The organism is Mycoplasmopsis canis PG 14, from assembly GCF_001553195.1.
GTDB lineage: Bacteria > Bacillota_I > Bacilli_A > Mycoplasmatales > Metamycoplasmataceae > Mycoplasmopsis > Mycoplasmopsis canis.
Genome location: NZ_CP014281.1, coordinates 804,380 through 828,716, shown reverse-complemented (window position 1 = coordinate 828,716; position 24,337 = coordinate 804,380). Strand labels below are relative to the sequence as shown.

Here is a 24,337-nt window from a genome sequence, read left to right as displayed (position 1 = left end):
TTAAATTTTTATTTGTTATAATTATTTTTAGAATTATAAGGAGAACTTAAAAGTGAATAAAACATTATTTTTTGCGTTAAGCTTTTTTGCAATATTATCGGTTTGATTTTCATACTTACTATTATTTAAGTATAGAGTATGAGTTTTAAATCAAGAAATATTTAAAACAAATAAAAAAAGTATTGTTAAATATACAATTTATGCTTATTTCGCATTGCTAGTATCGATTATTTTTGCTATCTTAATATTGAACCAGAACATAGTTATCGGAACATTGATTAAAGATAAGAATGGCCTAAGGATAGATGAAGATAATAGAGTTTATAATATTTGATTAAGCATTGAAGGAATGCTTTCTATTATTTTCGTAATCAGCTCATTGATACCTGTTGCACTAATAAGTTTTTATTTATTTAATTCTAGAGTAAATCTCGAACTTAAACCAGAAGAACTTGAAGAATTTTCTTTAAATACTGCTTTTAAAGTTGAAGAAGCAGAGAGAAGTTATTACATCTTAAAATCTTCTAAAAAAAGAAATCAGACAGAAAGAAATGTTGTTTTCGGCCAATATATTTCTTCAAGTTTAATATTTTTAAACATTAGTAAAAAACTTTTTTATAAAAGTATTATTAAAAAAACAATTTCCTTTGTTTTGCAAAGGCCTATTTCAACACCAGAATTTACTGGGGAAAAGAATACTAAAAATTTGGTTATGATATTCTTAATTTCGTCAATCAAAATTTTGAATAAAAGTTCTAAACATAAGTTAGAACTTCAAGATATCATGAGTCATTTAAAAGGGCTAACTTTTTAAAAGTCAATTTTTGTTGACTTTTTTATTATTTATTTTTAGATATAAAAATACTATGTAAAATATAAAATAATGAAAAAGCAAAATAAATTAGTAAATTTAGACTTTCAAGGGTTGGATGAATATGAAAGAATTAAATTTTTAAGTATTAATAATTCAAAAGATTTAGCAAAAGATAAAGAATGATTAAGAAAAATTACTAAGGCCAATAAAAAAGCGAAAAAAGAAGAATTTGTTATAAAAAAGAAAATAAATTTAGATCAATCAATAAAAATATCAGAAAATTTAAAATTGTATGAAATACACAAAGAATTTTTAGGAATCAAAAGAAGTATATCCAATAATAGAATAAACTTTATTGATGAGTATAATTTTACAAGTGATGATAAAGAATGAATAATTGAAATTGATAATAAGAATAATTAAAAGGAGTCATTATGAAAGTAAATATAGCAATTGATGGACCAAGTGGTGTAGGAAAGTCAACAGTTTCAAAAGAAATAGCCAAAAGATTAGGGTACACCTTTATAAATAGTGGTAGTGTATATAGAGCTATTGCTAAGAATGCTGTTGACAAAGGCGTTGATACTAGAGACGTTGAGAATGTAATTAAAACTCTTGAAGTTGGAATGATTAAACTTTTAGCTGATGATAAAATTGAGCTACGTGGTGTGGATATTTCGCATCAAATTAGAGCCGATTATATATCTCAAGTTACTCCTAATATAGCTAAGATTCCTGAAGTTAGAGAGTTTGTTGTAGATCATATTCAATATATGACCAAAAAAGGTAAGGGTTATATTATTGACGGTAGAGATACAACTTTTAAAATTATGCCTCATGCAGAAGTAAAAATATTTTTATGAGCAGAAGCTGAAGAAAGAGCCAGAAGAAGAATGATTCAAAACCAAGAATTAGGTTACAATACTGGTTTTAATGAAGTTTTATATGATGTTAAAAAAAGAGATGAACAAGATATGAACAGAGAAGTAGATCCACTTCATAAGACAGAAGATTCAGTATTTATTGATTGTACTGAATTAACTATTGAAGAAGTTATTGCTAAAATCATCTCTCTTGTTAATGAGAAAATAGGTAAATAATGAAAAATACAGTAGCAATTATAGGTAAACCAAATGTTGGTAAAAGTACGCTTTTTAATAGAATTATAGGTAAAAAAGTTTCTATCGTTTATGATCAACCAGGTGTTACTAGAGATAGGTTATATGAAACAATTAATTGATCAGGTGAAGAAATTCGTTTGATCGATACTGGTGGTATAGAAATTGAAAATAGACCATTTCAAGAACAAATTCAGATTCAAGCAAAAATAGCAATTGAAGAAGCTGATGTTATAGTTTTCATTTTTGATGGGACCAATGAAATTTCTAATGATGAACTATTTATAATGAATATTTTAAGAAAGAGCAATAAACCAATTATTGCAGCCGCAAATAAACTTGAGTCAAATCAAACATTTGATTATGGTTGATATGCTCTTGGTGTTGATGAAATTTTTCCTATTTCAGCGCTACATGGTGAGGGTGTTGGAGAAGTTTTAGATGCATGTATGAAGTATTTAGATTTTACAAAGACAGAAGAAGAAGATTTGTTTAATTTGGCCATTATTGGTAAACCAAATGCAGGAAAAAGCTCTTTATTAAATAATCTTGCAAAAGAAAATAGGTCAATAGTTTCTGAAATTGCAGGAACAACAAGAGATAGCGTTAAATCTATAGTAGAAATTTCGGGTAAAAAATATAATATAGTAGATACAGCAGGTATTACAAGAAAATCAAAATTAATCGAGAGTGTTGATCATTATGCGTTAATGAGAGCAATGAATTCACTAGCAGAAGCCGATTTATCTCTTGTGGTGATAGATGCAACTCAACCAGAAATTTCTCATTTTGATTCTAGAATTATTGGATATGCGCTTGATAATAATAAGCCATTGATTATAGTTATTAATAAATGAGATCTTGTCGAAAAAGAAACAAATACAATGGCTGAATTTGAGAAAAGATTAAGAAATAAATTTCACTTTGTTCCATGAGTTCCTTTTGTCTTCATTTCAGCAAAATTTAATCAAAGACTCAATAAATTGGTTGATAAATTAAATGAAGTAAGAGAAAACTTAGAAAGAGATATTAAACCATCATTACTTTCATCTTTAATATTAGAAACACAGTTAATTCAACCGGCGCAACCTTTTAATGGAGGAAGACTTAATATTTATTACGCAAGAAAAGAATTAGCAAAAATCCCAACATTTACTTTTTTTGTTAATAACAAAAAATTTGTACACTTTTCATATGAAAGATTTCTGGAAAATCAGTTAAGACAAACCTTTAACTTTGAAGGTTGTCCAATAAAATTAATTTTTAAAAATAAAAACGGATTAGAATAATGAAAAAAGAACTAACAATAAAAGATTTACAAGATTATCTTTATGATAGATATAAAGATTTTGGTAATAACCCAAGACTTTTAACAAAGTTAATAGAAGAAGTTGGTGAAGTAGCTGAAGCAGTGGCGATAGATCAAAACTGAAAAAAACCTAAAGACGGCGTTTCATTAGCTTCTGAGCTAGCTGATGTAATTCATTATACAATAGCAATTGCAAGCATAAATAACATCGACTTAACTGAAATTATTCTTGAAAAAGATAAAGAAGCTTCTATTAGATATAACCACAAGATAAACCTAACTGAATTTATTGAAAGGAGAAAATAGTTAAAATGAACTCATACATAATTTTTATGTCATTATTTTTTGGCACTTTTCTTATAATGAGTGTTCTATTCATTCTTTTTATGAAAAAACAATTAATATATAAATTTGTTTTTGAAAAAATTCATTACATAAAAGATGAATATATTAAAGTTAATATTCTATTTAAGGAATCTTTTGAATCTATATTAAAAAAAGTTAGAAGAAATCATTTCATTATAATGTTATTTTATTTATTTCTAACTTTAATGCTTATTACATATTTATTAATTAATTTTTTAGTTTTCAAAAGTGAATTAAATGATGAGACAGATTATATAATGCTAGTATGGCCAATTATTCCTTTCTTTATATCTGCATTTCATTTGAAAATACTATTTATTACTAAAAAACGCATCAAAGATGCATTGGAAAAAATCTCGAAATGGTCATTTGATAATGAAAGTTTTTATTTTGATAAAGAATACGCTAAAAACGAAAACCTGATAACTGGTAATCTAAAATTAAAAATTAAAAAAAGTTTAGCAATCAATTTTAATTTATTAAAAAACGTAAAGAAAAAAATTTCATTAGGAGAGATTTATTTAATTATTTGAGGAGTTCATTTTTCTGACGTAAAGAGCGTAGAATATAATAACTTAGATATATATCAAGATTTTGTTAATTTATATTATGAAGAAAATGAGATGAAAAATCACTAATTACTTAGTGATTTTTCTTTTGATTATTAAGGTTTATTGTTAGGTTCTTTTAGTGTATTTGTGTAAGCTTCGCTTGGAATATTAACAACTTGTTTTGAACGTGTACTTTCCTTTAGATAATCACCCATTGGTTTTTGAAATTTATTTGCATCCAATGCTGCGTCAGTTGCTGTTGTTAATTTAGCAAATTCAATTAATGTATTAATATACTTATCACCTTCATAAGCTAATTCTATTGTTTTCACTTTGTTTGTGTTTATCATTGAATATCCATCACCACCTGCTAGAATAAAGTCGTTAGTTGTAATGTAGTAGTATTTTTCTGCTTCGATTGCTTTATCATTAATTTTGAATGAAGTTTCGTCAGGTACTCAAACATATTCTTCTTTTTGTGTTTTATCATTCATTTTCTTTGTAACATTAACTTGATATGCAACATTAGTAGACAATTGAGAAAAAGCTCCTGATCTTCCTTTTGAAAGTCCATGTTTAAGAACTTCTGTTAATACCGTTCCTTTTACTCTTACTGTTGAAATTCTGTTTCCAAATGGACTAACAGAAAGTGCGTCCCCTTTTGTAATTTCCCCATTAGCAAAATTAGCACGTAATCCACCACCATTAACTAGTCCAATCGAATTGTCAAGTGTAGCTTCATCTCATCCTTCATGAGATTTTCATGGTGATTCTTTTATAAATCCTCAAGCAATAGAATCAGCAGCAAATGTACCTAATGATGTAGGCAGAATTCTACCAATTCAGTATGGAGTTTTGTCAACTTCTTTTGTTGTTGTATGTTCAAATACTCCTGGAGACGTAAAAGCAACAACTTTATTCTCTTTGTCGAAAGCTTTTTTTAGTCTGTTAACTAATTTTTCGCTTAAATTAGTATTATAAACTTCAATTTGATCAACATTTCTTAAAACTTGGTGAACTTCTTCTATTTTTCCAGTTTCAGTATTGAAAGTTACATCAATATCTCCTAAATATTTGGTGTAAGCTTCTGTTTGAGTTATATAAATATTTTTGTCTTCAGCATGTTTTTTATTAATTTCAACATAAGTATGGCTGTGGCCATCTAATATTAAATCTAAATCTCCTTCAACATTTTGAGCAAGATATTCTGAAGTTCATCTCGCTTCATTTCTTCCTGTACCTAAGTGTGTTGTTGCAATTATAAAACTAATTTCAGGGTGATCTTTTTTGATTTCTGCAATTACTTGTTTTGCTGATTCAACAGGGTCTCTAAATTCAACTAAAGCTGAGTTTCTTGGGTGTGAAGTATAAACAGTATCTGGTGTTGTTAGAGCAAAAACAGCAACTTTTAGACCACTTTCTAATTCTTTTACAATATATGGTTTAAAAACTCTTTTTCCAACATTGTTTTGGTCATAGCCTTCAGGTTTGTTAGCTTCATTAGCTAAGTCTTTGTAATAAATATTTGCTGATATAAATGGTGTATTCTTTCCAAATTGCTCTTTTGAAGACATTTTATTTAAATCAAGCATGTGCTTAAGACCATAATCAAATTCATGGTTACCGATAGCGACAGAATCATAACCCATATACTTAGCAATCTTAGTGATTGTTTCACCTTTATCAGAGTCTGATAAAGGTAATCCTTGAATTAAATCACCAGCTGATAATAATAAATCTCTCTTCTTATCATCAAGGTATCTCGAAGTTTCGACCATCCCAGCATATCTATTGTATTTATAATCATCAAATTCTAAGCGACCATGTTCGTCATTTGAATGATAAATTTTAACTGTTTTTAATTTTGTGTTTTCTTTTCTTTCTGCTTCTCTTAATTTTGTGAATAAGTAGTTGTATTTTTTAACAAGTGGTTTAAGAGTTCTGTTTGATTCAAAAAACAAATCAAAAATTTCATCTTCTACTTTTGCTTTTTCGCTTTCTGCTGCTTTAGAAAGTTTTTCTTTTAAGTCTTTTAATTTTTTTGAAAATTCATTAATTTTTTGATTGTATTCAATATTATTTTGTTTGTACTCTTTCCTTAACTCTTCAACATTACTTGATTTTTGTACTTTATCAACTGAGCAACTTGTAACTACTAACGGGGTTACAAATGATACACTTGATAGACCTATTAACATATTCTTAAAAATTCTTTTATTTTTCATACTTTTCTCCATTTTGTGTTTTCTATAATTGTAGAACATTAATAATAAAGATAGAAAATAAAGTGTGAAACTTGCTAGCAAGATTTTTGATTTTTTACTATTATCTTTTTCAAAAAGTGGTAATTATAAGTAGCATTTTATTTTTACTTTTAGTTTTTAAAATTTAATGTAAAATATAGTCACTTATTATAAAAAACTCACAAAAGGAAACAACATGCGTAAAGTAGTTAGATTAAAAAATAAATTACGTGCTGAAAAAAGAGCTAAAAAACTTTCAAGAGAACACGCAAGAGAAGTAAGAAGACAAGAAAGAGCTGCAGCTGCTTAATTCACACAATAATTGCCGCAAAAGCGGTTTTTTATTTTTTTATATTTAAAAAAATTTAAAAAAATACTATATTTTTACATTAAAAAACTATTAATTAGAAAAGTCATATGCAAGTTGAACATGCATATGACTTTGTTTTTATGTATCCTGTAATAAAATAAATGTGCAAAAACAAGAAAGGATACATTAATATTATAATGAAAAATTTAGGAAAATGAATTTGTATTTTTGATCAATCAAAGAAAGAAAATAAATATACTCATTATGAAATTGCAGAAAATATTGATACTATTTGAAAGTTTCAAGGAAAATTAGAACTAACTAGAAATTTACAGAAAAAACAAATGGATATTGATTCAATTTATAATGCTTTATTTGAAATTAGCCAAGGTATATCAATTCAAAAAGCCTCTAGAAAAATAAAAAGAGATGTGAGAACAATAAAAAACAAAATTGATCTTATGACTAGTAAACATTCTAAAGATTTATTAAAATATCAAAGATTTCAATGTAACAATTGTTTTAAAAGAGTCACTAAGGTTAAAGTTATTCATTTTTCTAAAATATACGATCATTTATTGGATTATAGATACTCAAGATTGTTTTTCAGAAATACTAAGTTACAAGAAAAATGAGAACCATTTAAAGAGTATTGAAATGATATTAGACATAAATATAATAAATACAAAATCAAAAGAAATATTAAAGAAAAGATGCCAAAAACTTCTGTAAAGTTTTTGGTAAATTCTTTTAAGAAATCTCACATTGGCTTTAGCCCTTCTGTTAGTTCAGTGTATAAAAAGATGCAATCCTTACCATTTTATATAGATTATGAACATATAATTAGAAAATCAGAAGGTAAATATATTAGGAAAACAACCAAGAAGACTAAATTAGTAACATTGAATAACGCTACCGAAATAACTAAGAGACCAAATTATATTAACGATAGATCAGAAATGGGCCATTACGAACTTGATACTGTAATGGGCAAAATTGATGATAAAAAGTGTTTAGTAACTTTGTTAGAAAGACAAACTAGAAAGTCATATGCTACAATAACCAAAAGAGGTTCAAAATATATTCATCAAGCTTTAAATAATATGATTAAAAAGTTTGGTTTAAATATTAAATCCTTAACTGTCGATAATGGTAAGGAAAATGTTTTATTACACAAAATCATTCCTAAAGACAGATTGTTCAAATGTCTTCCATATAGTTCATGGCAAAAAGGCTCCATTGAAAATATGCATAGATTAATAAGGTATTTTATTCCTAAAGGTAAAAGTCTTGACAATTATACTCAAGAAGAAATTGATTTTATGATGGAATGAATAAATAACTATAGAAAAATTATTAATCAACCTTAGATTATTTTAACCCCCCGCCCTTGATTTCAGACAAGGGAGCCTTACTTTTTGAAAAAGTAAGCAAAAGCGGCGAGAAAACTTTTAAAGTTTTCTATTTTCCTATACCTTTTTGTAAATTTAAAATTTGATAAAATTATTTTACAGTTTTTTTATTACATCCTTGCAAATGACTTTTAGAATATTCATACATTAAAAAACTTAAAAAATAGGTATTTATTACACTGCAATTTTATATAATTAAATAATATTATTAGAAAGGGGAGACATGAGTGATTATAAAACACTATATCGTAAGTATAGACCCAAAACTTTTGAACAAGTAGTTGGTCAAGAACACGTCATAAAAACTCTTAAAAATATACTTACAAATAGAAAAATAGGCCACGCTTATCTTTTTACTGGTCCTAAAGGGACTGGTAAAACATCGATTTCAAAAATCTTTGCTTCGGTACTTAATTGTGTACATAGTTCTGAACCCACAAAGGCATGTAATTTTTGTTTAGAAAATCTTGATAATAATTTAGACATAATCGAGATGGATGCAGCTTCAAATAACGGTGTTGATGAAATAAGATTACTAAAAGAAAAAGTGGAACAAGCCCCTATTAATGGTAAGTTTAAAATTTATATTATTGATGAGGTGCATATGCTAAGTAAAAGTGCATTTAATGCACTTTTGAAAACCTTAGAAGAACCGCCATTTCACACAATATTTATTTTAGCTACTACTGATCCGCAAAAAATACCATTGACAATACTTTCTAGAGTTCAAAGATATAATTTTAAAAGAATTTCAGACAACGAAATTATTAGTCATTTAAAAGAAATTTTAGATATAGAAAAAATAAAATATGAAGAAAGAGCATTGAAAACAATTGCTTTATTATCTACTGGTGGTATGAGAGATGCACTATCAATCGCCGATCAAGCAAGTTCTTTTAATGATAATTTTATCGACCAAGAATCTATAGAAAGAAATTTTGGAGTTTCTTCCGTTGATAATTACATTAAATTATTGAACAAAATTTTGGAAGGTAATGTAAAAGAAATCATTAGCACAACTAATGATTTCAATGATAGTGGAGCCGATGCAAATAAATTGATTAAAGCTTTGATGAATTTAGTTAAAGAATGATTGTTGTACAGTAAAACAAAAGATATTTCTTTCTTAAATTGAATTACACATGAGCAACTTCTAAAAATAAAGCTTTCACAATCTAATGCGATAATTATTTATGATGAGCTATATGAAATTTTTTCAAAAATCAGCAGACATGAAAGTCCATACGAGTTAATTCAAATTGCTTTTATAGCTCTTTTAGAAAAAATAGAAATACAAAAAAGCAATCATACCTTTATGCAAAACCTTGAAAAACCACATATTCCTGAAATTTCTCCAAAAATAGAGGAGACCAAAAAAGATTCTTCAATCAGCAAATTTCAAAATAATTCAGAAACTCAACATATAACAAAAGAAAATAAAGTAGAAAATTCTCAAAATAATGATTTTTTCTTAGAAATTCAAAATGATACCTTTATAAACAAAAAATTTTCAGCTGATGAAGAAGAAATTTTTAAAGAAGAAGACTTACTAAAAAAAGCTGATGAAATGATTAGACAAACAAATGAGTTTTTTATAAAACTAAATGAACAAAATGGAGATTATAACGATTTATCAAGAGATCTTGATGAACCTTCACCAAACACTTCTGAATTTGCTAAAAGCGAATTGATCAATACACGTGAAATAACTTTTTTTGACAAAGAAATTCAAAACGAAAATCATGAAGAATACCTAAAAAAAGTTTTAAATGCACTATTATATGCTAAATTTAAAAATGAGGATTTTTCAAAACAGTACGGAACCATTAAGAAAAATAACGAAATTCTTTCTGAAAAAACAAACACAGAATTTGTGGCAGAAAAAGAATTATTGAAAAAAGCAAAATTAATTGGAGCAACAAAGGATGCCATTATCTTTGTTGTATCTGATGAAGAAGCATTACAAGAACTTAGATCAAAATCAAAAGATTATGATATCCAAAGTTATGTTGATTATCTTTTTTCAGATGGTTATAAGACTTTATTTTTCATTTCAATAAACGAAAAGGAAGATATAGCAAATCAGTTTTCTTCATTTAGAACTAGTGAAGGAAAAATTAAAATACCTTTTGAATTATATAGACCAGAAGCCCCGGCTCTGATTGATCCTAAAAAAGCAAATGCAACAGAATTATTTAATAGTATATTTAAAGAAGAAAAGAGGAACTAAATTATGAATCCAGAATTAATTAAAAGATTAAAAACAATGCAAAAAGAACTAGAATCAAAACAAGCAGAACTAGAATCAAAAGAATTTATAGTTGAAAAGCAAGGAATTAAAATTTCTGCTTTAGGAAATAGAGAAATTCAAAATATAGAGCTAGATGACGCTTTAATTGACCCGGATGATAAAGAATTATTACAAGATTTACTTGTGGTAGCATTAAATGATTTGTTTGAAAAAATTCAAGAAGAACAAGATAAAATGGCTCCTGCAATGCCTGGTGGATTTCCGTTTTAATAATGTTTAATTCAGAAAAAATTAATGATTTTATAGTAAAATTAACCAAACTACCCGGAATAACAAAAAAAACAGCCGAAAAAATAGTTTATTGAGTTTTTGATTCCGAAGAATCTGAAGTAAATTTATTAGCTAATGCTTTTAAAGCTATTAAACATGGTATTAGTTTTTGTGAAATGTGTACAAAACCACTTTTTGATAATGAACCATGCGATATATGCGGAGACAATGATAGGCAAAATACATTATTAATTGTTGAGTCATTACAAATAATGCAAAAAATTGAAAAAGCAGGATTTTACAAAGGCAAATATTTTGTTTTTAGGAAAAAACTAAATTCAGATTATCTTATAGAAAAAGAAAAAGATCTTATAAATAGATTATCAGATTATACTAAGGGATTTGATGAAGTTATATTTGGTATTTCCCCAAATATAGATGGAGAAATTACTAAATTTGTTTTAAAAAAATACATAAAAAATAACAATAAAAATATCTCTGAACTTGCTGTCGGATTACCGGTTGGTTCATCAGTTGATTACATTGATGAAATCACTTTAAAATTATCTTTAGAAAATAGAACAAAATAAGGGGAAAAATTATGTTTATAACATTTGAAGGACTAGATGGTAGTGGAAAAACTACAGTTATGAAAGAATTGTCAAAAAAACTAAGATCACTGAATCCTAGACTAGAAATAATAGAGACAAGAGAACCTGGAGGGAAGGATTTAAAAGAAGCTGAAAGAATAAGGGAAATAATTCTCGATACTCAAAGCGATCTTTCTCCCGTTGCCGAAGCAATGCTTTATTCAACAAGTAGAAGAATACATTTAGAAAAAATTATATGACCTGCAATTAAAGAGAACAAATTAGTATTATGTGATAGGTATATAGATAGTTTTTATGCATATCAAGGTTTTGCAAGAGGTTTAGGTTATGAATTTGCTAAATCTTTAACAACATTAATTATCGATAACGCTATTCCTGATATAACAATTTTCTTAGACGCTACCCCAGAAGATTCTAAAAAAAGAAGAGATAAATCTAGATTATTTGAAGATCGTCTTGAAAATGAAAAAACTGAATTTCATCAAAAAGTGTATGGTGGATATAAACATCTTATTAATGAGGATCCAAACCGTTTTTTAATAGTGGATGCAATGATGACCCCAGAAGAAGTTTGCAACGAAATTGTTGATAAATTATATAAGAATGAAAAATTTAAGAAATTTATACAAACAATTTAATAATGCGCATCTATAAGCAAATAGAAAAGCTTGTTCAATCGAACAAGCTTTCACATTTATATATAATCAATACACAAAAAGTTGCAAATACAAAAAAAGAAATCTTAAAATTGATTAAGGCAATAAATTCCTCAGATCTCAAAATAGATGAATACATGAATTACGAATTAGATAACATTTTTCCTAATATTTTCTATCTCGATGGCAATAGTAATAAAATAAAAAAAGAGGATCTTAATCATTTTTTTGAAAGATTAAACTTATCGTCTCTGATGAATCCTTATCAATATAAAGTTGGTATTATAGAAAATTTAGAATCTACCTCACTTGAAGGTTTAAATTCTATATTAAAAGAAATAGAAGAACCTGGAGAAAATATTAGTATCTTTATTTTCTCAAATAACATTAAAAAATTACTGCCCACTATCTTATCTCGTGCACAAATAGTTACTTTAGATGAAGAAGATTTATCTGAGGTATATAAGGAGTTCGATTCTCATTTTGATGCGTTTGTTGAAGTTTGTGTATTATTTTCGAATAACAATATTTCAAGAGCTAAGGAATTTAGCAATAAGTCTTATAACGAAATTTTTGATAAATATGTCAAAATAATGCAAAATGCTTATAAAAAACAAAATTTCTTTTATTCATTATATGTTTCTTTGAATGAAGATTTAGAGAAAGACAAGCAAGAAAGAAATATTTTTATACTAAATCTTATTAAATATTCAATTATTGGTATTAATGAAACTAATAATTTTTATATTCATAATAATTATTTTAAGGAACTAAACAAAATTTCAAATTTTATCCTTAAGGAACAAATTTACCTAACAAAGTGAATAAATTATATTAATGATTTTTTACAAAATATTGAGCTGTTTGGGAATTTTAAAATTCAAAAACAAGATATGTTATTAAAGATGGGAGAAATTTATGAATAAGGTTTTTGTTGTAGGTACTCCTATTGGTAATTTAAATGACATCACTATTAGGGCATTAGAAACCCTGAAAAGTGTTGATGTAATTGCTTGTGAAGATACAAGAGTAACGCAAAAGTTATTGGACAAATTTTCAATAAAAAACAAAAAGTTGATAACATACAATTCTTTTACAGAAAAAAACTCAGCTCAAGGTATTATATCTATGGTTTTGAATGGAACATCAGTTGCGGTAGTGTCAGATGCTGGAATGCCTTCTGTGTCTGATCCTGGATTTGAAATTATTAATTCCGCAAGAGAACACAATATTGCTGTCGAGATTATACCAGGAGTAAGTGCATCTATAACTACATTTGTGGGCTCAGGATTTAGTAATAATTTTACTTTTATGGGTTTTGTTAAAGACAAAACAGAACAGAGAAAAAAAGAGTTAAAAGAAACTATAGTATTAAAAAATCATCCGTATATTTATTTTGTTGCTCCTCACAAATTATTATCTACTTTAGGTGATATTTACGAAATTTTCGAAGATACTATTAAAATTTCATTAGCAAAAGAATTAACTAAAATACATGAGACTTGATTCTTTGATTCGCCTAGCAAATTAATATCTTACTTTTCTGGTTTAGAAAGTATTAAGGGTGAATTTACAATGTGTCTAATGATTCCGAAAGAAAAAAGAGAAAAAATTAATAAGTACGCAAGATTTTCAAAAGTTGATTAAGACACTTTAAAGAAAAAAGAGACAAAAGTCTCTTTTTTTATGCTTTATTTTTTTCCTCAAAAATAATGTACTTATCGAATTCATCAATAAAAGAATTTTTGCTTTCTTTAAGAACTTTAACAGCAAGCTTTTTCATCAAAATTGCATCCGCAACTTTTTTAATATCCACTTGCTTATTGTTTTCCATATTTAAAAATGTTTTAACTCTCTTTACTTCGTAGTTTAATTCGTTATTTGTTATAGAAATATCAAATTTTCTAGCTACTCAATTAAATCAAAAGTAATTAACAATTGAAGAATGAACAATTTCTTCTTTATTTCCCTCGAATGAAGGTGCGAAATTAAATGCATTAATATCACTTTGAATTAGTTCTTCTGGTAGCTCAATTTCATTATTTTCTTCTTTAATGCTTTCAACTATTCTTCATCCGTACTCAAATAATGCTTCACCAACGATTTGTTCCATCAATGAGTCATAAATATATTTTTTAACATCACTCAGAGTTTTTAATTCTTCTATTCCAATTTTATGGGCATTAAGATCTGTAATTGGTTCAGAAACGACTTTAAAAGCACCTAATACCAATACTTCTAATTCGAAATCGTTGTTTGGCTTATAAATAAATTTTTGTCCTACTTGTTTCCCTATAATGAATTTTTCAAGATTTATTTCATCAAGGTCTTTTGAAGCGACTAGTTCAAATTTCTGATTTAAACCTTTTTTTAAGTCTTTTACTTCTATTCTTACAACATCTGTATCAGAAACTACTGCTTCTTTACCTTTATCTTCTCTGAATTTAAAATTACTAATATAAGATTTTGTAAATTCAGAAATTTGCATTTCGTAACCAGGATTTAAAGAAAAATCCAAGTCTTTATAATTATTTGACGATAAATCCTTTAAATCTTCTTTATCAAAATAAAATGATTTAAGTTCAAAACTGAGTTGATTAATGTTAGATTCTTTGTTTAAGATAATTGGTCTAAAGAAAAATTGAAAATCTTTAATTTTTTGTGAATTTTCTCTAAATTCATTAGTAATTGTTGCTTCTAAACAACCATCAGTTGCAAAATCTAAAATAATTTGTTGATTTATTTTTTGTTTTTGGCTTTCTAAAAATTTTAAAGCTTCATTCTGGATTTTTACTCATTCTGAGCCTTCGATTTTGAAGTTTTTTGTAATAAATTTCATGTATACTCCTATATATTGATTATTTAATTATAAATGATTTTATGAATTTATATATTTTTTGGAACAAAATTAAAACCACGCTTTAACATGGTTTTAATTTTGTTCAACTTCTTTAAAATCAATATATTCTTTAAGCGACCCAGAAGTTTTTATAATTGTATAAATATAAACAAATATAATATATATTGACAACATTGAACCAATAACAAAACCTACTATAGGTATTCACACGAACATTATGTTAAAAACTTGCGATATAGCTAAAATTAATCATAAAATAAAAATAACAGAATATTTTTGTGACATTTTGCTTAGATTATAAGCCTTTATAGTTCCTAAAATAACTAAAACAATTGCCGCAATTGAAGCGAGCACAGAAAAAGCAATAATAACAGTTGTAGCGATGCTACCAGAAACTATCGCTGCCCTATTTTCTGTTGCAACCCCTACCGAAAGCATCGTTAATGAAATAATTAATAAAATAGCCGCAACAATTGAAAGGGTTAAATTTGTAATAGAAAAAGTTCTTAACAGTTTTAAATTTTCTCTCATCATTCTCCTTATTTTTTGTACTCAAATTTTATCATATAAAAAACAAAACTATGATTTTTATAGTTTTGTTTTTAATTATTATTTTTTAAGTCCTTCTCATTTTCAGAATCTTACTTCATCAATATCAATTCCCACTTCTTTAATGTATTTATTGTGGTATTCAATTTTTGAATCCATTAACGCTAAGAAGTCTTTTGCTTTTTCACCATAAACTGCTGCAGCAGCTGTTTGTGAAATGTGGAATCTATCCATTTCTGACATTAAACGAATGTCGAATGATGTTGTAATATCTCCGTGTTCTCTATAACCATGAACAAATAAGTTGTGGTTTTGACGTGAGAAGAAGATATCTCTAATAAGACCTTCAAATCCGTGGAATGCAAATACAACTGGTTTATTTGTTGTGAATACACTATTGAATTCTTCATCTGAAAGACCACGAGGATCGATGCTTTGGTGTCTTAATCTTAATAAATCAACAACATTAACGAATCTAATTTTCATTTCAGGGAAATGTTTGTTTAAAATTGAAACTGTAGCTAAGGCTTCTAAGTTAGGTTCTGTACCTGAAGCAACAACTACTAAATCTGGTTCTTCACCTTTTTTAACTGTTGATGCTCAATCAATAACTTTATATCCTTTTTCAACTAATTCTTTTGCTTCTTCAACTGAGTAGAATTGTTCTCTTGGTTGTTTTGAAGCAACAATCAAGTTAATAACATCTCTTTCTCTAAAGGCTTTATCTAAAACAGCTAATAATGTATTTGAGTCAGCAGGTAAGTATTCACGGATTAATTCTGGACGCTTGTCAGCCAAGTGTCCTAAAATACCTGGATCTTGGTGTGTGTAACCATTGTGATCTTGTTGGAATGCTGTAGAAGTAGCAATAATATTAAGAGATGGATAATCTTTTCTTCAATTGATTTTACGAGCTTTAACAACTCATTTCATGTGTTGTGTTAACATTGAGTCAACAACTCTTAAGAATGATTCGTACGATGCAAAGAATCCGTGACGTCCTGTTAATACATATCCTTCTAAGAATCCTTCTGCTTGGTGTTCTGATAATTGTGAATCAATTAATCTTCCAACTGGACTTAAGAATTCGTCAAGTTCTGGATCAATTTTTTCCATTCATTGTCTATTTGTAACTTTGAAGATATCAAATAATCTGTTTGATTTAGTTTCATCTGGTCCGAATGCACGGAAGTTATCTGGGTTTCTCTTAATAACATCTGCAAATCATGTTCCAGCTGTAACCATATCTTGTCCCTTAATTTCACCTGGTTTAGTAAATTTAAGAGCAAAGTCTTCTCATTTTCCTAAGTTTAAAGGTTTTGGATTAACACCACCATTTGTGATAGGGTGCATTCCCATTCTCTTAAATCCTTTTGGAGCAACTTCAGCAAATTCAGATTTGAATGATCCATCTTTGTTAAATAATTCGTGTGGACGATATGACATTAATCATTCTTTTAATTCTGCTAACATTTTTGGATTTTCTGATGTAACTGGAAGTGGAACTTGGTGAGCTCTAAAGCTTCCTTCGTATGTAAGTCCATTAATTGTGTGTGGTTGTGTTCAACCTTTTGGTGTTCTAACGATAAGAGCTGGTCAAATAGGTCTTGTAGCTTGTTCAGCAGGTTTTTTTCTTGCTTCAGATTGAATTTTTAATATTTTTTCAACGGCTAAGTCAAATTGTTTTGCCATAATTTCGTGAATACCAACTTGATCATTAACATCGGCTTCAACGAAAATAGCTTCTCAACCAAATCCTGATAACATATCAGAAATTTCTTTATTTGTTTTTCTTGCGAAAATTGTTGGGTTAGAAATTTTACCACCATTTACGTGAACGATTGGTAAAACAGCTCCATCGTTAACTGGGTTAATAAATGATGTTGCAAATCAACCAGCAGCTAAAGGACCTGTTTCAGCTTCCCCGTCCCCTATAACAGTTGCGGCAATAATTTTTGGATTATCTAAAATAGCACCTGTAGCATGTGAAAGAGCATACCCTAATTCTCCACCTTCATGAATTGATCCAGGAGTTTCTGGAGCAGCGTGAGATGCTGTACCACCTGGGAATGAGAATCTCTTAAACATTTTTGTAAGACCATCAACATCTTTAGTGATTTCTGGGAATAATTCTGTATAACTTCCATCTAAATATGAGTTAGAAATCATAACTTGTCCACCGTGACCTGGACCTTCAATGTAAAACATTTCAAGATCATACTTATTAATAACACGGTTTAAGTGAGCGTAAATTAAGTTTTGTCCTGGAATTGTTCCTCAGTGTCCGATTGGATACATTTTAACGTCTTCAGCTTTTAATTCACTTAATAAAAGTGGATTACTTCTTAAGTACATTTGTCCTACTGATAAATAGTTGGCAGCTCTTCATCAAGCGTGCAATTTATCTAGTAATTTTTTGTCATCAAATTTTGACTTATTCATTAATTTCTCCTTGAATTTTTGATTTAAATTTCATTTGACATACATAAATATTTTTGTTATTTAAATATGTACTAATATTTTATTAAAAAATTGAATATTTTAAAGTCTTATTTTTAATTTTAAAAAATATAATTTTCCCTTCTTTTTTATTTATTTAGTAGGATTAAAAATAATTTTAAGAAGATTAGTCGCTAAGAGTTTTAAATATTAAAAAACTTCCAAAATATATAATTATTAGATTTTTATGCTAAAATATTTCAAAGTTTTTTAATTAAAATATAGCGCTTTTAAAAAAGTCAATTTTTGGTAAAATTAATTTGCTAAACATAACTCGACTTTAAATGGACAGGATCTAGATGAAAGACTAGACTATAGGTTGGTTTTAGCGCTAAGACAAACAAAATAAAATAAAATTTTATATGAAAGGAAAATATGGCAAAATTAGATTTTGACCGTAGTAAAGAACACGTTAACGTTGGTACAATTGGACACGTTGACCATGGTAAAACTACATTAACTGCTGCTATTGCTACAGTTTTAGCTAAAAAAGGATTATCAGAAGCTCGTGATTATGCTTCTATTGATAACGCTCCAGAAGAAAGAGCACGTGGTATTACAATTAATACATCACACATTGAATACCAAACAGAAAAACGTCACTATGCTCACGTTGACTGTCCTGGTCACGCTGACTACGTTAAAAACATGATTACAGGGGCTGCTCAAATGGATGGTGCTATCTTAGTTGTTGCTGCAACAGATGGACCTATGCCTCAAACACGTGAACACATTCTTTTATCTAAACAAGTTGGTGTTCCTCGTATCGTTGTTTTCTTAAACAAAGTTGATATGTTAGAAGGTGAAGAAGAAATGATCGAATTAGTTGAATTAGAAATTCGTGGTCTTCTTTCAGAATACGGATTTGACGGAGATAACGCTCCAATTATCCGTGGATCAGCTTCAGAAGCTTTAGCTGGAAATGAAAAATATGAAGCTAAAATTATGGAATTAATGGATGCTGTTGATTCATACATTGAAACACCAGTTAAAGAATTTGACAAACCATTCTTAATGGCTGTTGAAGACGTTTTCACAATTACAGGACGTGGAACTGTTGCTACAGGACGTGTTGAACGTGGAACATTAAAATTAAACGATGAAGTTGAAATCGTTGGATTAAAAGCTACTAAAAAAACAGTTGTTACAGGAATTGAAATGTTCCGTAAAAACCTTAAAGAAGCACAAGCAGGAGATAACGCTGGATTATTACTTCGTGGAGTTAACCGTGAAGATGTTGAACGTGGACAAGTTTTAGCTAAACCAGGTTCAATTATTCCTCACACAGAATTCGAAGCTGCTATTTATGTTCTTAAAAAAGAAGAAGGTGGACGTCACACTCCATTCTTCAAGAACTATAAACCACAATTCTACTTCCGTACAACAGACGTAACAGGTGGAGTTGAATTCGAAGCTGGACGTGAAATGGTTATTCCAGGAGAAAACGTTAACTTAAAAGTTAAATTAATCGCTCCTATCGCTGTAGAAGAGGGAACAAAATTCTCTATTCGTGAAGGTGGACGTACAGTTGGTGCTGGTTCAGTAACAAAAATTATTAAATAATAAAAAAAATAACGGCAAAAGCTGTTATTTTTTTATTATGGTAGCTTAGCAGGGAATATATCTAAATTTTCATTTATGTGTTCCTTGCTAAAAATAATTTTTTCAGATCCATCTTTCTTTCAAAAGATAAATGTGTATGATTTACCATTCTCAAGCTTATCTTTTTCAAAAGATCAAGTAAGAGGGTATTCGTTATCCGGATTAGCAAGAGTAGTTGATTTTTTAATAATAATTGGGTTAGTTAATTTATTGTTTTTAGCATTTTGAACCTCTGTAGCAAATGCAATTCATTCACCTGTTACCCCTTTTACAGGAGATAAATGTAGTTTTATTTTAAATACTCCGTTTGAATCCAAATTATTCTCTCTAGTTTGCGCCGGGAATAATAAAACCCTTTCTTTAACTACACCATTAAATTTATCGATTCCATATTTTGTGTAATCTAAATCAATATTTCTTGCCTCTTGTTTAGAGTTTTCACTACTACTTTTATTGTTTTTGTTAGCTTCTATTTTATTATGATTTTGATCACTTTTTTGAAATTGACATGAAGCAATAAAAAGTGTTGTAGATAAAGAAAGTGGTATTAAAAACCTTAATATTCTTATCATAAGCCTCCTTTATATATATTTTTAACAATCCTATTTTAGCAAAAAATGCTTTTTTGTATTAAAAATAATAAGAAAACAAACTTTTATTAGTTTTTGTGAAAATCTTTTAAACATAAATTTTTAAAAATATATAATTTAAATTAATAAATGGAGGTTTTTATGCTTAATATAGTTTTATTTCAACCAGAAATTTCACCTAATACAGGTAATATTATAAGAACTTGCTTTGCACTTGGGGCCAAATTACACATAATTAAACCAATTAGTTTTGATTTACACCCGAAATACTTAAAGAGAGCAGGTGCGGGAAGAATGCTATCTGATATTAGACACGAAGTGCATGATTCGTATGAGGAGTTTTATAAGAAATATAGTGATAAAAATATTTTTTACATAACACGCTATGGTTTAAAAACTTATTCTGACCAAGATTATACAAAAGAAATTAAAGACAATAAAGAAGTTTGATTAATGTTTGGTCGTGAATCAACAGGAATTGATAAAGAAATACTACAGAAAAACATTGATAATTGTTTGAGGATACCTATGGTTTCTCAAATGCGGTCAATTAATTTAGCTAATTCTGTATGTATTGTAAGTTTTGAGGTTATGAGGCAGTTAAATTGAGAAGAACTTTCATTATATGAAGTAGAAAAAGGGAAAGAATTTTTATTATCTAATGGTTCTAACAAGTAAACAAAATTCAAAAGTTAAATATTTAAAAAAATTACAAGAAAAAAAATATAGAAATCAAGAAAACAAATTTTTGGTTTCCGGATTTCATTTAGTAGAAGAAGCGCTAAAAAACAATTTAGTAGAAGAAATATTTGAATCTGCAGATTCTAGTGTTTTTTTAAATTCTACAAAAGTTTCTTATGATATTATTAAATGACTTTCTGAAACATCTACACCGCAAAAGGTTATTGCTTTATGTAAGAAACCTAAACTAATAAATCAAGATATTAACCATGTAATAGCTTTAAATAATCTTCAAGATCCAGGAAATGTAGGAACAATAATTAGATTAGCTAAGTCATTTAATTTTGATACAGTGATTGTCGAAAATATTGACCCTTTTAATGATAAAGTAGTAAGATCTTCGCAAGGAGCGCTATTCAACATTAATATTATAGAAACCAAAGACATAACAGAAAATTTAAAAATTTTGAAAGAAAAAGGATTTAAAGTTTATGAAACACTTTTGGATACCAATGCTAAAAAGTTAAATGATGTTATTTTTGAAGATAAAAAAATAGTAATTGTTTTAGGTAATGAAGGAAATGGAATTAGCGATAAGGTAAAGAACTTATCTGACACTAATATTTATATTCCAATTGAATTTGAAAGTCTTAATGTTGCTATAGCTGCTGGAATAGTTTTAAATAAAGTTTATAATAAGGAGTAATAATGGAAAAGGACCTTGCAACAGTCGATCAGTTAATTTCTTGAATTGAAAATCAAGAATTTACTATAGCATTAGAAGGTTACAATATAAAAGAAATTGATAATTTTATTAGTTATTTAGTTTCTTGAATTAAAGTTTTAGATAAAAAAAATAGTGCTTTTAAAAAACAAGTTTCCGGATTAGAAAAAAGTAACGAAGAAAATATTAAGGAAATTGAATTATTAAAATTCGAAATCCAAAGATTGAAAACTAATTTAAAGCAAATGGAGGTAAATGATGAACATAGAAAATAATCAAGAAAAATATAACAACCTAGTTCAATGATACCCCGGTCATATGGCTAAAGGTTTTCGTGAAATTAAAGACACAGCCAATTTAGCAGATATTTTCATCGTAGTTTTAGACGCTAGAGCGCCTATTAGTTCATATAATGAAGACTTTGATAAAATCGTTCCACAAAAACCTAGATTATTTATAATAACCAAAAGTGATTTAATGGACAATGATAAAAAAAATATTATTTCATCAAAGTTTAAAGGTGAGCACCTTCTATGATTAGATCTAAGAAAAGCTAGCTCAAAACAAATAATTCTAAAGAAATTGAAAGAAATGAGCCAAGAAAGAATAAAAAGAAACCAAGCTAAAGGGATGATTCAAACTAAAATTAAATCATTTGTTGTTGGTGTCCCTAATTGCGGCAAAAGCACGTTAATTAATTTGGTTTCTGAAAAATCTTCTTTAAAAGTTGCTAATTTTCCAGGAGTTACTCGTGAGAAAAAATGAGTTATAAACGGTGAATATTTATTTCTAGATACCCCGGGTATCTTGCTTCCAAAATTTGTAGATCAGGAACCTGCTATTAAATTATTAGCCATTGGTGCAATAAAGGTAGAAAATTTCCCTACAGAATTCGTAGCTACCGAAATTTGATCCTTATTATCTAAATATTACCCAAATAAGTTAATAGAACTTGGTTTAAAACCCTCAAATGATAAAGTTGAAATATATGGATTGCTTTGAGAATATGCTGCAAAATTTAAGTTTTTTAAAGAACAAGGTAAAATTGATATTGATAAAGCAGAAAAACATTTTATTCAGTGAGTAAAAAATATGAAAGGGATTACATTTGACTAATATTCAAGCTGAATTAATAGTTAAAAAATCTACTTTTCTTTCTTTCATATATAAAGTAGATGATAAAACGCAAATAAAGAGTATTATAAGTACATTAAAAAAAGAACACAAAAAAGCAAGACATGTATGTTATGCTTATCAAATAATTAAAGATGGAGTTGAAAATGCCGGATTTAGTGATGATGGAGAACCAAGCAATTCGGCCGGAAGACCTATTTATGAATTAATTAGAATAAAAAATATTAGTAATGTCATTATAGTTGTTGTTAGATATTTTGGTGGAATTATGTTAGGTTTTGGTGGTCTGCAAAAAGCATATCGCGAAAGTGCTAAGATAGTTATTGAAAAATATTTAGAGAACTTAAAGGAGGAAACATGTTAAAAATTATTAAAGATTATACAAAGAAAGAGCAATTATTAAAACCTGCATTTGAAGGTTCGGCATTTCCAATCTATGTCGGAAAAAAGAATTTTAAAGTAACTGATGAGTTAGAATTAAATGAATCATATGTTTATTTTGATAAAGATCACCAAACTTGATTTGAATTTTCAAATTGATTTAAATCATTTGCGGGTTCTATAGAAAGAGATTACGTAATTGATTTAGAATCTTTTAGTAATTTCTTTGATTATAAAGAATTATTAAGGATGTTTATTTTTAATACGGAATTTGCACAAGCTAAATTATTCAAAAAAACAAACGAAAAAAGTGCAAAAGCAAAAGAAAAAACTTTATCTATTTTAGTTAAAGATGAATCAAAAGAAGTTAAAGAAATCATTAAGAAAGTTCAAATAATTTCTGAATCAGTAACAAAAGCAAGAAACTTACAAATAATGCCAGAAAACTTTTTAAATTCTGAAATGTTAGCATCTGAAATTGTTAATGATTTTTCAGGAATTAACAATTTAAAAATAGAAGTTTTAACAAAGAAAGAAATTCAAGATTTAAATATGGGTCTTTTATTATCAGTTAATAAAGGAAGTACACATGAACCAAGGGTTGTGGTAATTTCTTATAACGGTAACAAAGGAAGCAAAGAACATACTTCTATAGTTGGTAAAGGTATTACTTTCGATACTGGTGGTGTTAACACCAAAGGTTACCATATGGATGGAATGAAATATGATATGTCTGGATCTGTTATAGCTGCTTACGCTGTTAAAACATTGGCATTGCTAGGTGCTAAAGTTAATGCGTCAGCAGTTATGTGTATAACAGATAATAGAATTAATGCAGATGCTTCATTGCCGGAAAATGTTTATCAATCAATGAGTGGAAAATGAGTAGAAGTTGTTGATACTGACGCTGAAGGACGTTTGGTTTTAGCTGATGGAATTTACTATTCTGCAGATAAATTAAAACCAACAACAATTCTTGATGTAGCAACTTTAACCGGAAGCATTATTACATCTCTTTCTAATGTATATTCTGGAATTTGATCAACAAACGAAGATAAGTGAGAGATTTTTGAAAAAGCAGCAAAAAAAGCTCAAGAAAAAGTTTGAAGAATGCCACTACATAAAGATTTTCATAAAGGAAATTCTTCTTCAAAAGTTGCTGATTTAGCAAGCTGATCAAGCAAAGTTAAACAAGATTCTTCACAAGCAGCAATGTTTTTAAAAGAATTTACAAAAGATATAGATTTTATTCATTGTGATGTTGCTGGTACGGCTGATAGATTTGGCGAACCACAAGGAGAGTTGATATCAACCCTAGTAGAATTTATCATAGATGTCCAAAAATAATTTAAGATGCTTTATAGCATCTTTTTTTATAATCATGGAAAATTATCATTTTCTGAGAA

The 24,337-nt window shown here is 27.8% G+C and carries 25 protein-coding genes; 20 read left to right on the top strand and 5 right to left on the bottom strand.

The window, feature by feature from the left end:
• Positions 1-52: 52 nt before the first annotated feature.
• The 6 genes from AXW82_RS03275 to AXW82_RS03250 all read left to right on the top strand — a co-directional run bounded on the left by AXW82_RS03275 (position 53) and on the right by AXW82_RS03250 (position 4,245).
• Positions 53-814 carry a hypothetical protein gene (locus tag AXW82_RS03275; RefSeq protein ID WP_004795182.1) on the top strand — a complete coding sequence of 254 codons (762 nt, stop codon included), beginning with the start codon at positions 53-55 and terminating at the stop codon, positions 812-814.
• Between the two features lie 69 nt (positions 815-883).
• Entirely contained in the window at positions 884-1,237 is a 354-nt protein-coding gene (locus tag AXW82_RS03270; RefSeq protein WP_004795184.1) for a hypothetical protein, read from the top strand.
• An 11-nt stretch (positions 1,238-1,248) separates the two neighbouring features.
• Complete coding sequence (cmk, locus tag AXW82_RS03265; protein WP_004795186.1) at positions 1,249-1,914, top strand: (d)CMP kinase; 666 nt, start codon at positions 1,249-1,251, stop codon at positions 1,912-1,914.
• A complete protein-coding gene (gene der, locus AXW82_RS03260; protein WP_004795188.1) occupies positions 1,914-3,221 on the top strand; it encodes a ribosome biogenesis GTPase Der in 1,308 nt (435 codons plus the stop codon). Before cmk ends, der begins: the two co-directional genes overlap by 1 nt.
• Complete coding sequence (locus tag AXW82_RS03255) at positions 3,221-3,547, top strand: MazG nucleotide pyrophosphohydrolase domain-containing protein (protein ID WP_004795190.1); 327 nt, start codon at positions 3,221-3,223, stop codon at positions 3,545-3,547. Before der ends, AXW82_RS03255 begins: the two co-directional genes overlap by 1 nt.
• Before the next feature lie 80 nt (positions 3,548-3,627).
• Positions 3,628-4,245 (top strand): hypothetical protein, encoded by a 618-nt coding sequence (locus tag AXW82_RS03250; protein ID WP_223212188.1) that lies wholly within the window; start codon positions 3,628-3,630, stop codon positions 4,243-4,245.
• Between the two features lie 26 nt (positions 4,246-4,271).
• Here the strand turns inward: AXW82_RS03250 and AXW82_RS03245 are convergent, their stop codons facing one another.
• Positions 4,272-6,383 carry a bifunctional metallophosphatase/5'-nucleotidase gene (locus AXW82_RS03245; RefSeq protein WP_004795192.1) on the bottom strand — a complete coding sequence of 704 codons (2,112 nt, stop codon included), beginning with the start codon at positions 6,381-6,383 and terminating at the stop codon, positions 4,272-4,274.
• A gap of 525 nt (positions 6,384-6,908) precedes the next feature.
• Here AXW82_RS03245 and AXW82_RS03240 point away from each other — a divergent pair.
• The 7 genes from AXW82_RS03240 (at position 6,909) to rsmI (ending at position 13,558) form a co-directional block, all read left to right on the top strand.
• Entirely contained in the window at positions 6,909-8,081 is a 1,173-nt protein-coding gene (locus AXW82_RS03240) for an IS30 family transposase (RefSeq protein WP_060913340.1), read from the top strand.
• Positions 8,082-8,346: 265 nt separating this feature from the next.
• On the top strand, positions 8,347-10,353 hold the full coding sequence (gene dnaX / locus AXW82_RS03235; protein WP_004795195.1) for a DNA polymerase III subunit gamma/tau: 2,007 nt from the start codon (positions 8,347-8,349) through the stop codon (positions 10,351-10,353).
• A 3-nt stretch (positions 10,354-10,356) separates the two neighbouring features.
• Positions 10,357-10,644, top strand: a complete 288-nt coding sequence (locus AXW82_RS03230; RefSeq protein WP_004795197.1) for a YbaB/EbfC family nucleoid-associated protein — start codon at positions 10,357-10,359, stop codon at positions 10,642-10,644.
• 2 nt (positions 10,645-10,646) lie between these two features.
• Complete coding sequence (locus tag AXW82_RS03225; protein WP_004795198.1) at positions 10,647-11,234, top strand: toprim domain-containing protein; 588 nt, start codon at positions 10,647-10,649, stop codon at positions 11,232-11,234.
• An 11-nt stretch (positions 11,235-11,245) separates the two neighbouring features.
• Positions 11,246-11,893 carry a dTMP kinase gene (tmk, locus tag AXW82_RS03220; RefSeq protein WP_004795199.1) on the top strand — a complete coding sequence of 216 codons (648 nt, stop codon included), beginning with the start codon at positions 11,246-11,248 and terminating at the stop codon, positions 11,891-11,893.
• Between the two features lie 2 nt (positions 11,894-11,895).
• Entirely contained in the window at positions 11,896-12,837 is a 942-nt protein-coding gene (locus AXW82_RS03215) for a DNA polymerase III subunit delta (protein WP_004795202.1), read from the top strand.
• A complete protein-coding gene (gene rsmI / locus AXW82_RS03210; RefSeq protein WP_004795204.1) occupies positions 12,830-13,558 on the top strand; it encodes a 16S rRNA (cytidine(1402)-2'-O)-methyltransferase in 729 nt (242 codons plus the stop codon). The genes AXW82_RS03215 and rsmI overlap by 8 nt, the downstream gene beginning before the upstream one ends.
• Before the next feature lie 37 nt (positions 13,559-13,595).
• Here the strand turns inward: rsmI and AXW82_RS03205 are convergent, their stop codons facing one another.
• The 3 genes from AXW82_RS03205 to AXW82_RS03195 all read right to left on the bottom strand — a co-directional run bounded on the left by AXW82_RS03205 (position 13,596) and on the right by AXW82_RS03195 (position 17,762).
• Positions 13,596-14,750, bottom strand: coding sequence for a trigger factor-related chaperone (locus AXW82_RS03205; protein WP_004795205.1), 1,155 nt, complete (start codon positions 14,748-14,750; stop codon positions 13,596-13,598).
• Positions 14,751-14,843: 93 nt separating this feature from the next.
• Positions 14,844-15,305, bottom strand: coding sequence for a hypothetical protein (locus tag AXW82_RS03200; protein ID WP_223212187.1), 462 nt, complete (start codon positions 15,303-15,305; stop codon positions 14,844-14,846).
• Between the two features lie 75 nt (positions 15,306-15,380).
• Complete coding sequence (locus tag AXW82_RS03195) at positions 15,381-17,762, bottom strand: phosphoketolase family protein (protein WP_004795209.1); 2,382 nt, start codon at positions 17,760-17,762, stop codon at positions 15,381-15,383.
• A gap of 432 nt (positions 17,763-18,194) precedes the next feature.
• On the opposite strand from AXW82_RS03195, the gene tuf reads away from it, so the two are divergent.
• Positions 18,195-19,382, top strand: a complete 1,188-nt coding sequence (gene tuf, locus AXW82_RS03190) for an elongation factor Tu (protein ID WP_004795211.1) — start codon at positions 18,195-18,197, stop codon at positions 19,380-19,382.
• A gap of 35 nt (positions 19,383-19,417) precedes the next feature.
• Here the strand turns inward: tuf and AXW82_RS03185 are convergent, their stop codons facing one another.
• Positions 19,418-19,993, bottom strand: a complete 576-nt coding sequence (locus tag AXW82_RS03185; RefSeq protein ID WP_004795214.1) for a hypothetical protein — start codon at positions 19,991-19,993, stop codon at positions 19,418-19,420.
• Positions 19,994-20,152: 159 nt separating this feature from the next.
• Here AXW82_RS03185 and AXW82_RS03180 point away from each other — a divergent pair, with 159 nt between their 5' ends.
• The 6 genes from AXW82_RS03180 to AXW82_RS03155 are packed head-to-tail and all read left to right on the top strand — an operon-like array spanning position 20,153 to position 24,278.
• Positions 20,153-20,689, top strand: a complete 537-nt coding sequence (locus tag AXW82_RS03180) for a tRNA (cytidine(34)-2'-O)-methyltransferase (protein WP_004795216.1) — start codon at positions 20,153-20,155, stop codon at positions 20,687-20,689.
• Positions 20,673-21,398, top strand: coding sequence for a TrmH family RNA methyltransferase (locus AXW82_RS03175; protein WP_004795217.1), 726 nt, complete (start codon positions 20,673-20,675; stop codon positions 21,396-21,398). Before AXW82_RS03180 ends, AXW82_RS03175 begins: the two co-directional genes overlap by 17 nt.
• Positions 21,399-21,400: 2 nt before the next feature.
• Positions 21,401-21,691, top strand: coding sequence for an MAG0865 family DivIVA-related protein (locus AXW82_RS03170; RefSeq protein WP_004795219.1), 291 nt, complete (start codon positions 21,401-21,403; stop codon positions 21,689-21,691).
• Entirely contained in the window at positions 21,675-22,532 is an 858-nt protein-coding gene (gene ylqF, locus AXW82_RS03165; RefSeq protein ID WP_004795220.1) for a ribosome biogenesis GTPase YlqF, read from the top strand. Before AXW82_RS03170 ends, ylqF begins: the two co-directional genes overlap by 17 nt.
• The gene (locus tag AXW82_RS03160) at positions 22,525-22,914 is read left to right on the top strand and encodes an IMPACT family protein (protein WP_004795222.1); all 390 of its coding nucleotides are present in this window, start codon (positions 22,525-22,527) and stop codon (positions 22,912-22,914) included. The genes ylqF and AXW82_RS03160 overlap by 8 nt, the downstream gene beginning before the upstream one ends.
• Positions 22,908-24,278, top strand: a complete 1,371-nt coding sequence (locus AXW82_RS03155; RefSeq protein ID WP_004795223.1) for a M17 family metallopeptidase — start codon at positions 22,908-22,910, stop codon at positions 24,276-24,278. The genes AXW82_RS03160 and AXW82_RS03155 overlap by 7 nt, the downstream gene beginning before the upstream one ends.
• Positions 24,279-24,337: the final 59 nt, after the last annotated feature.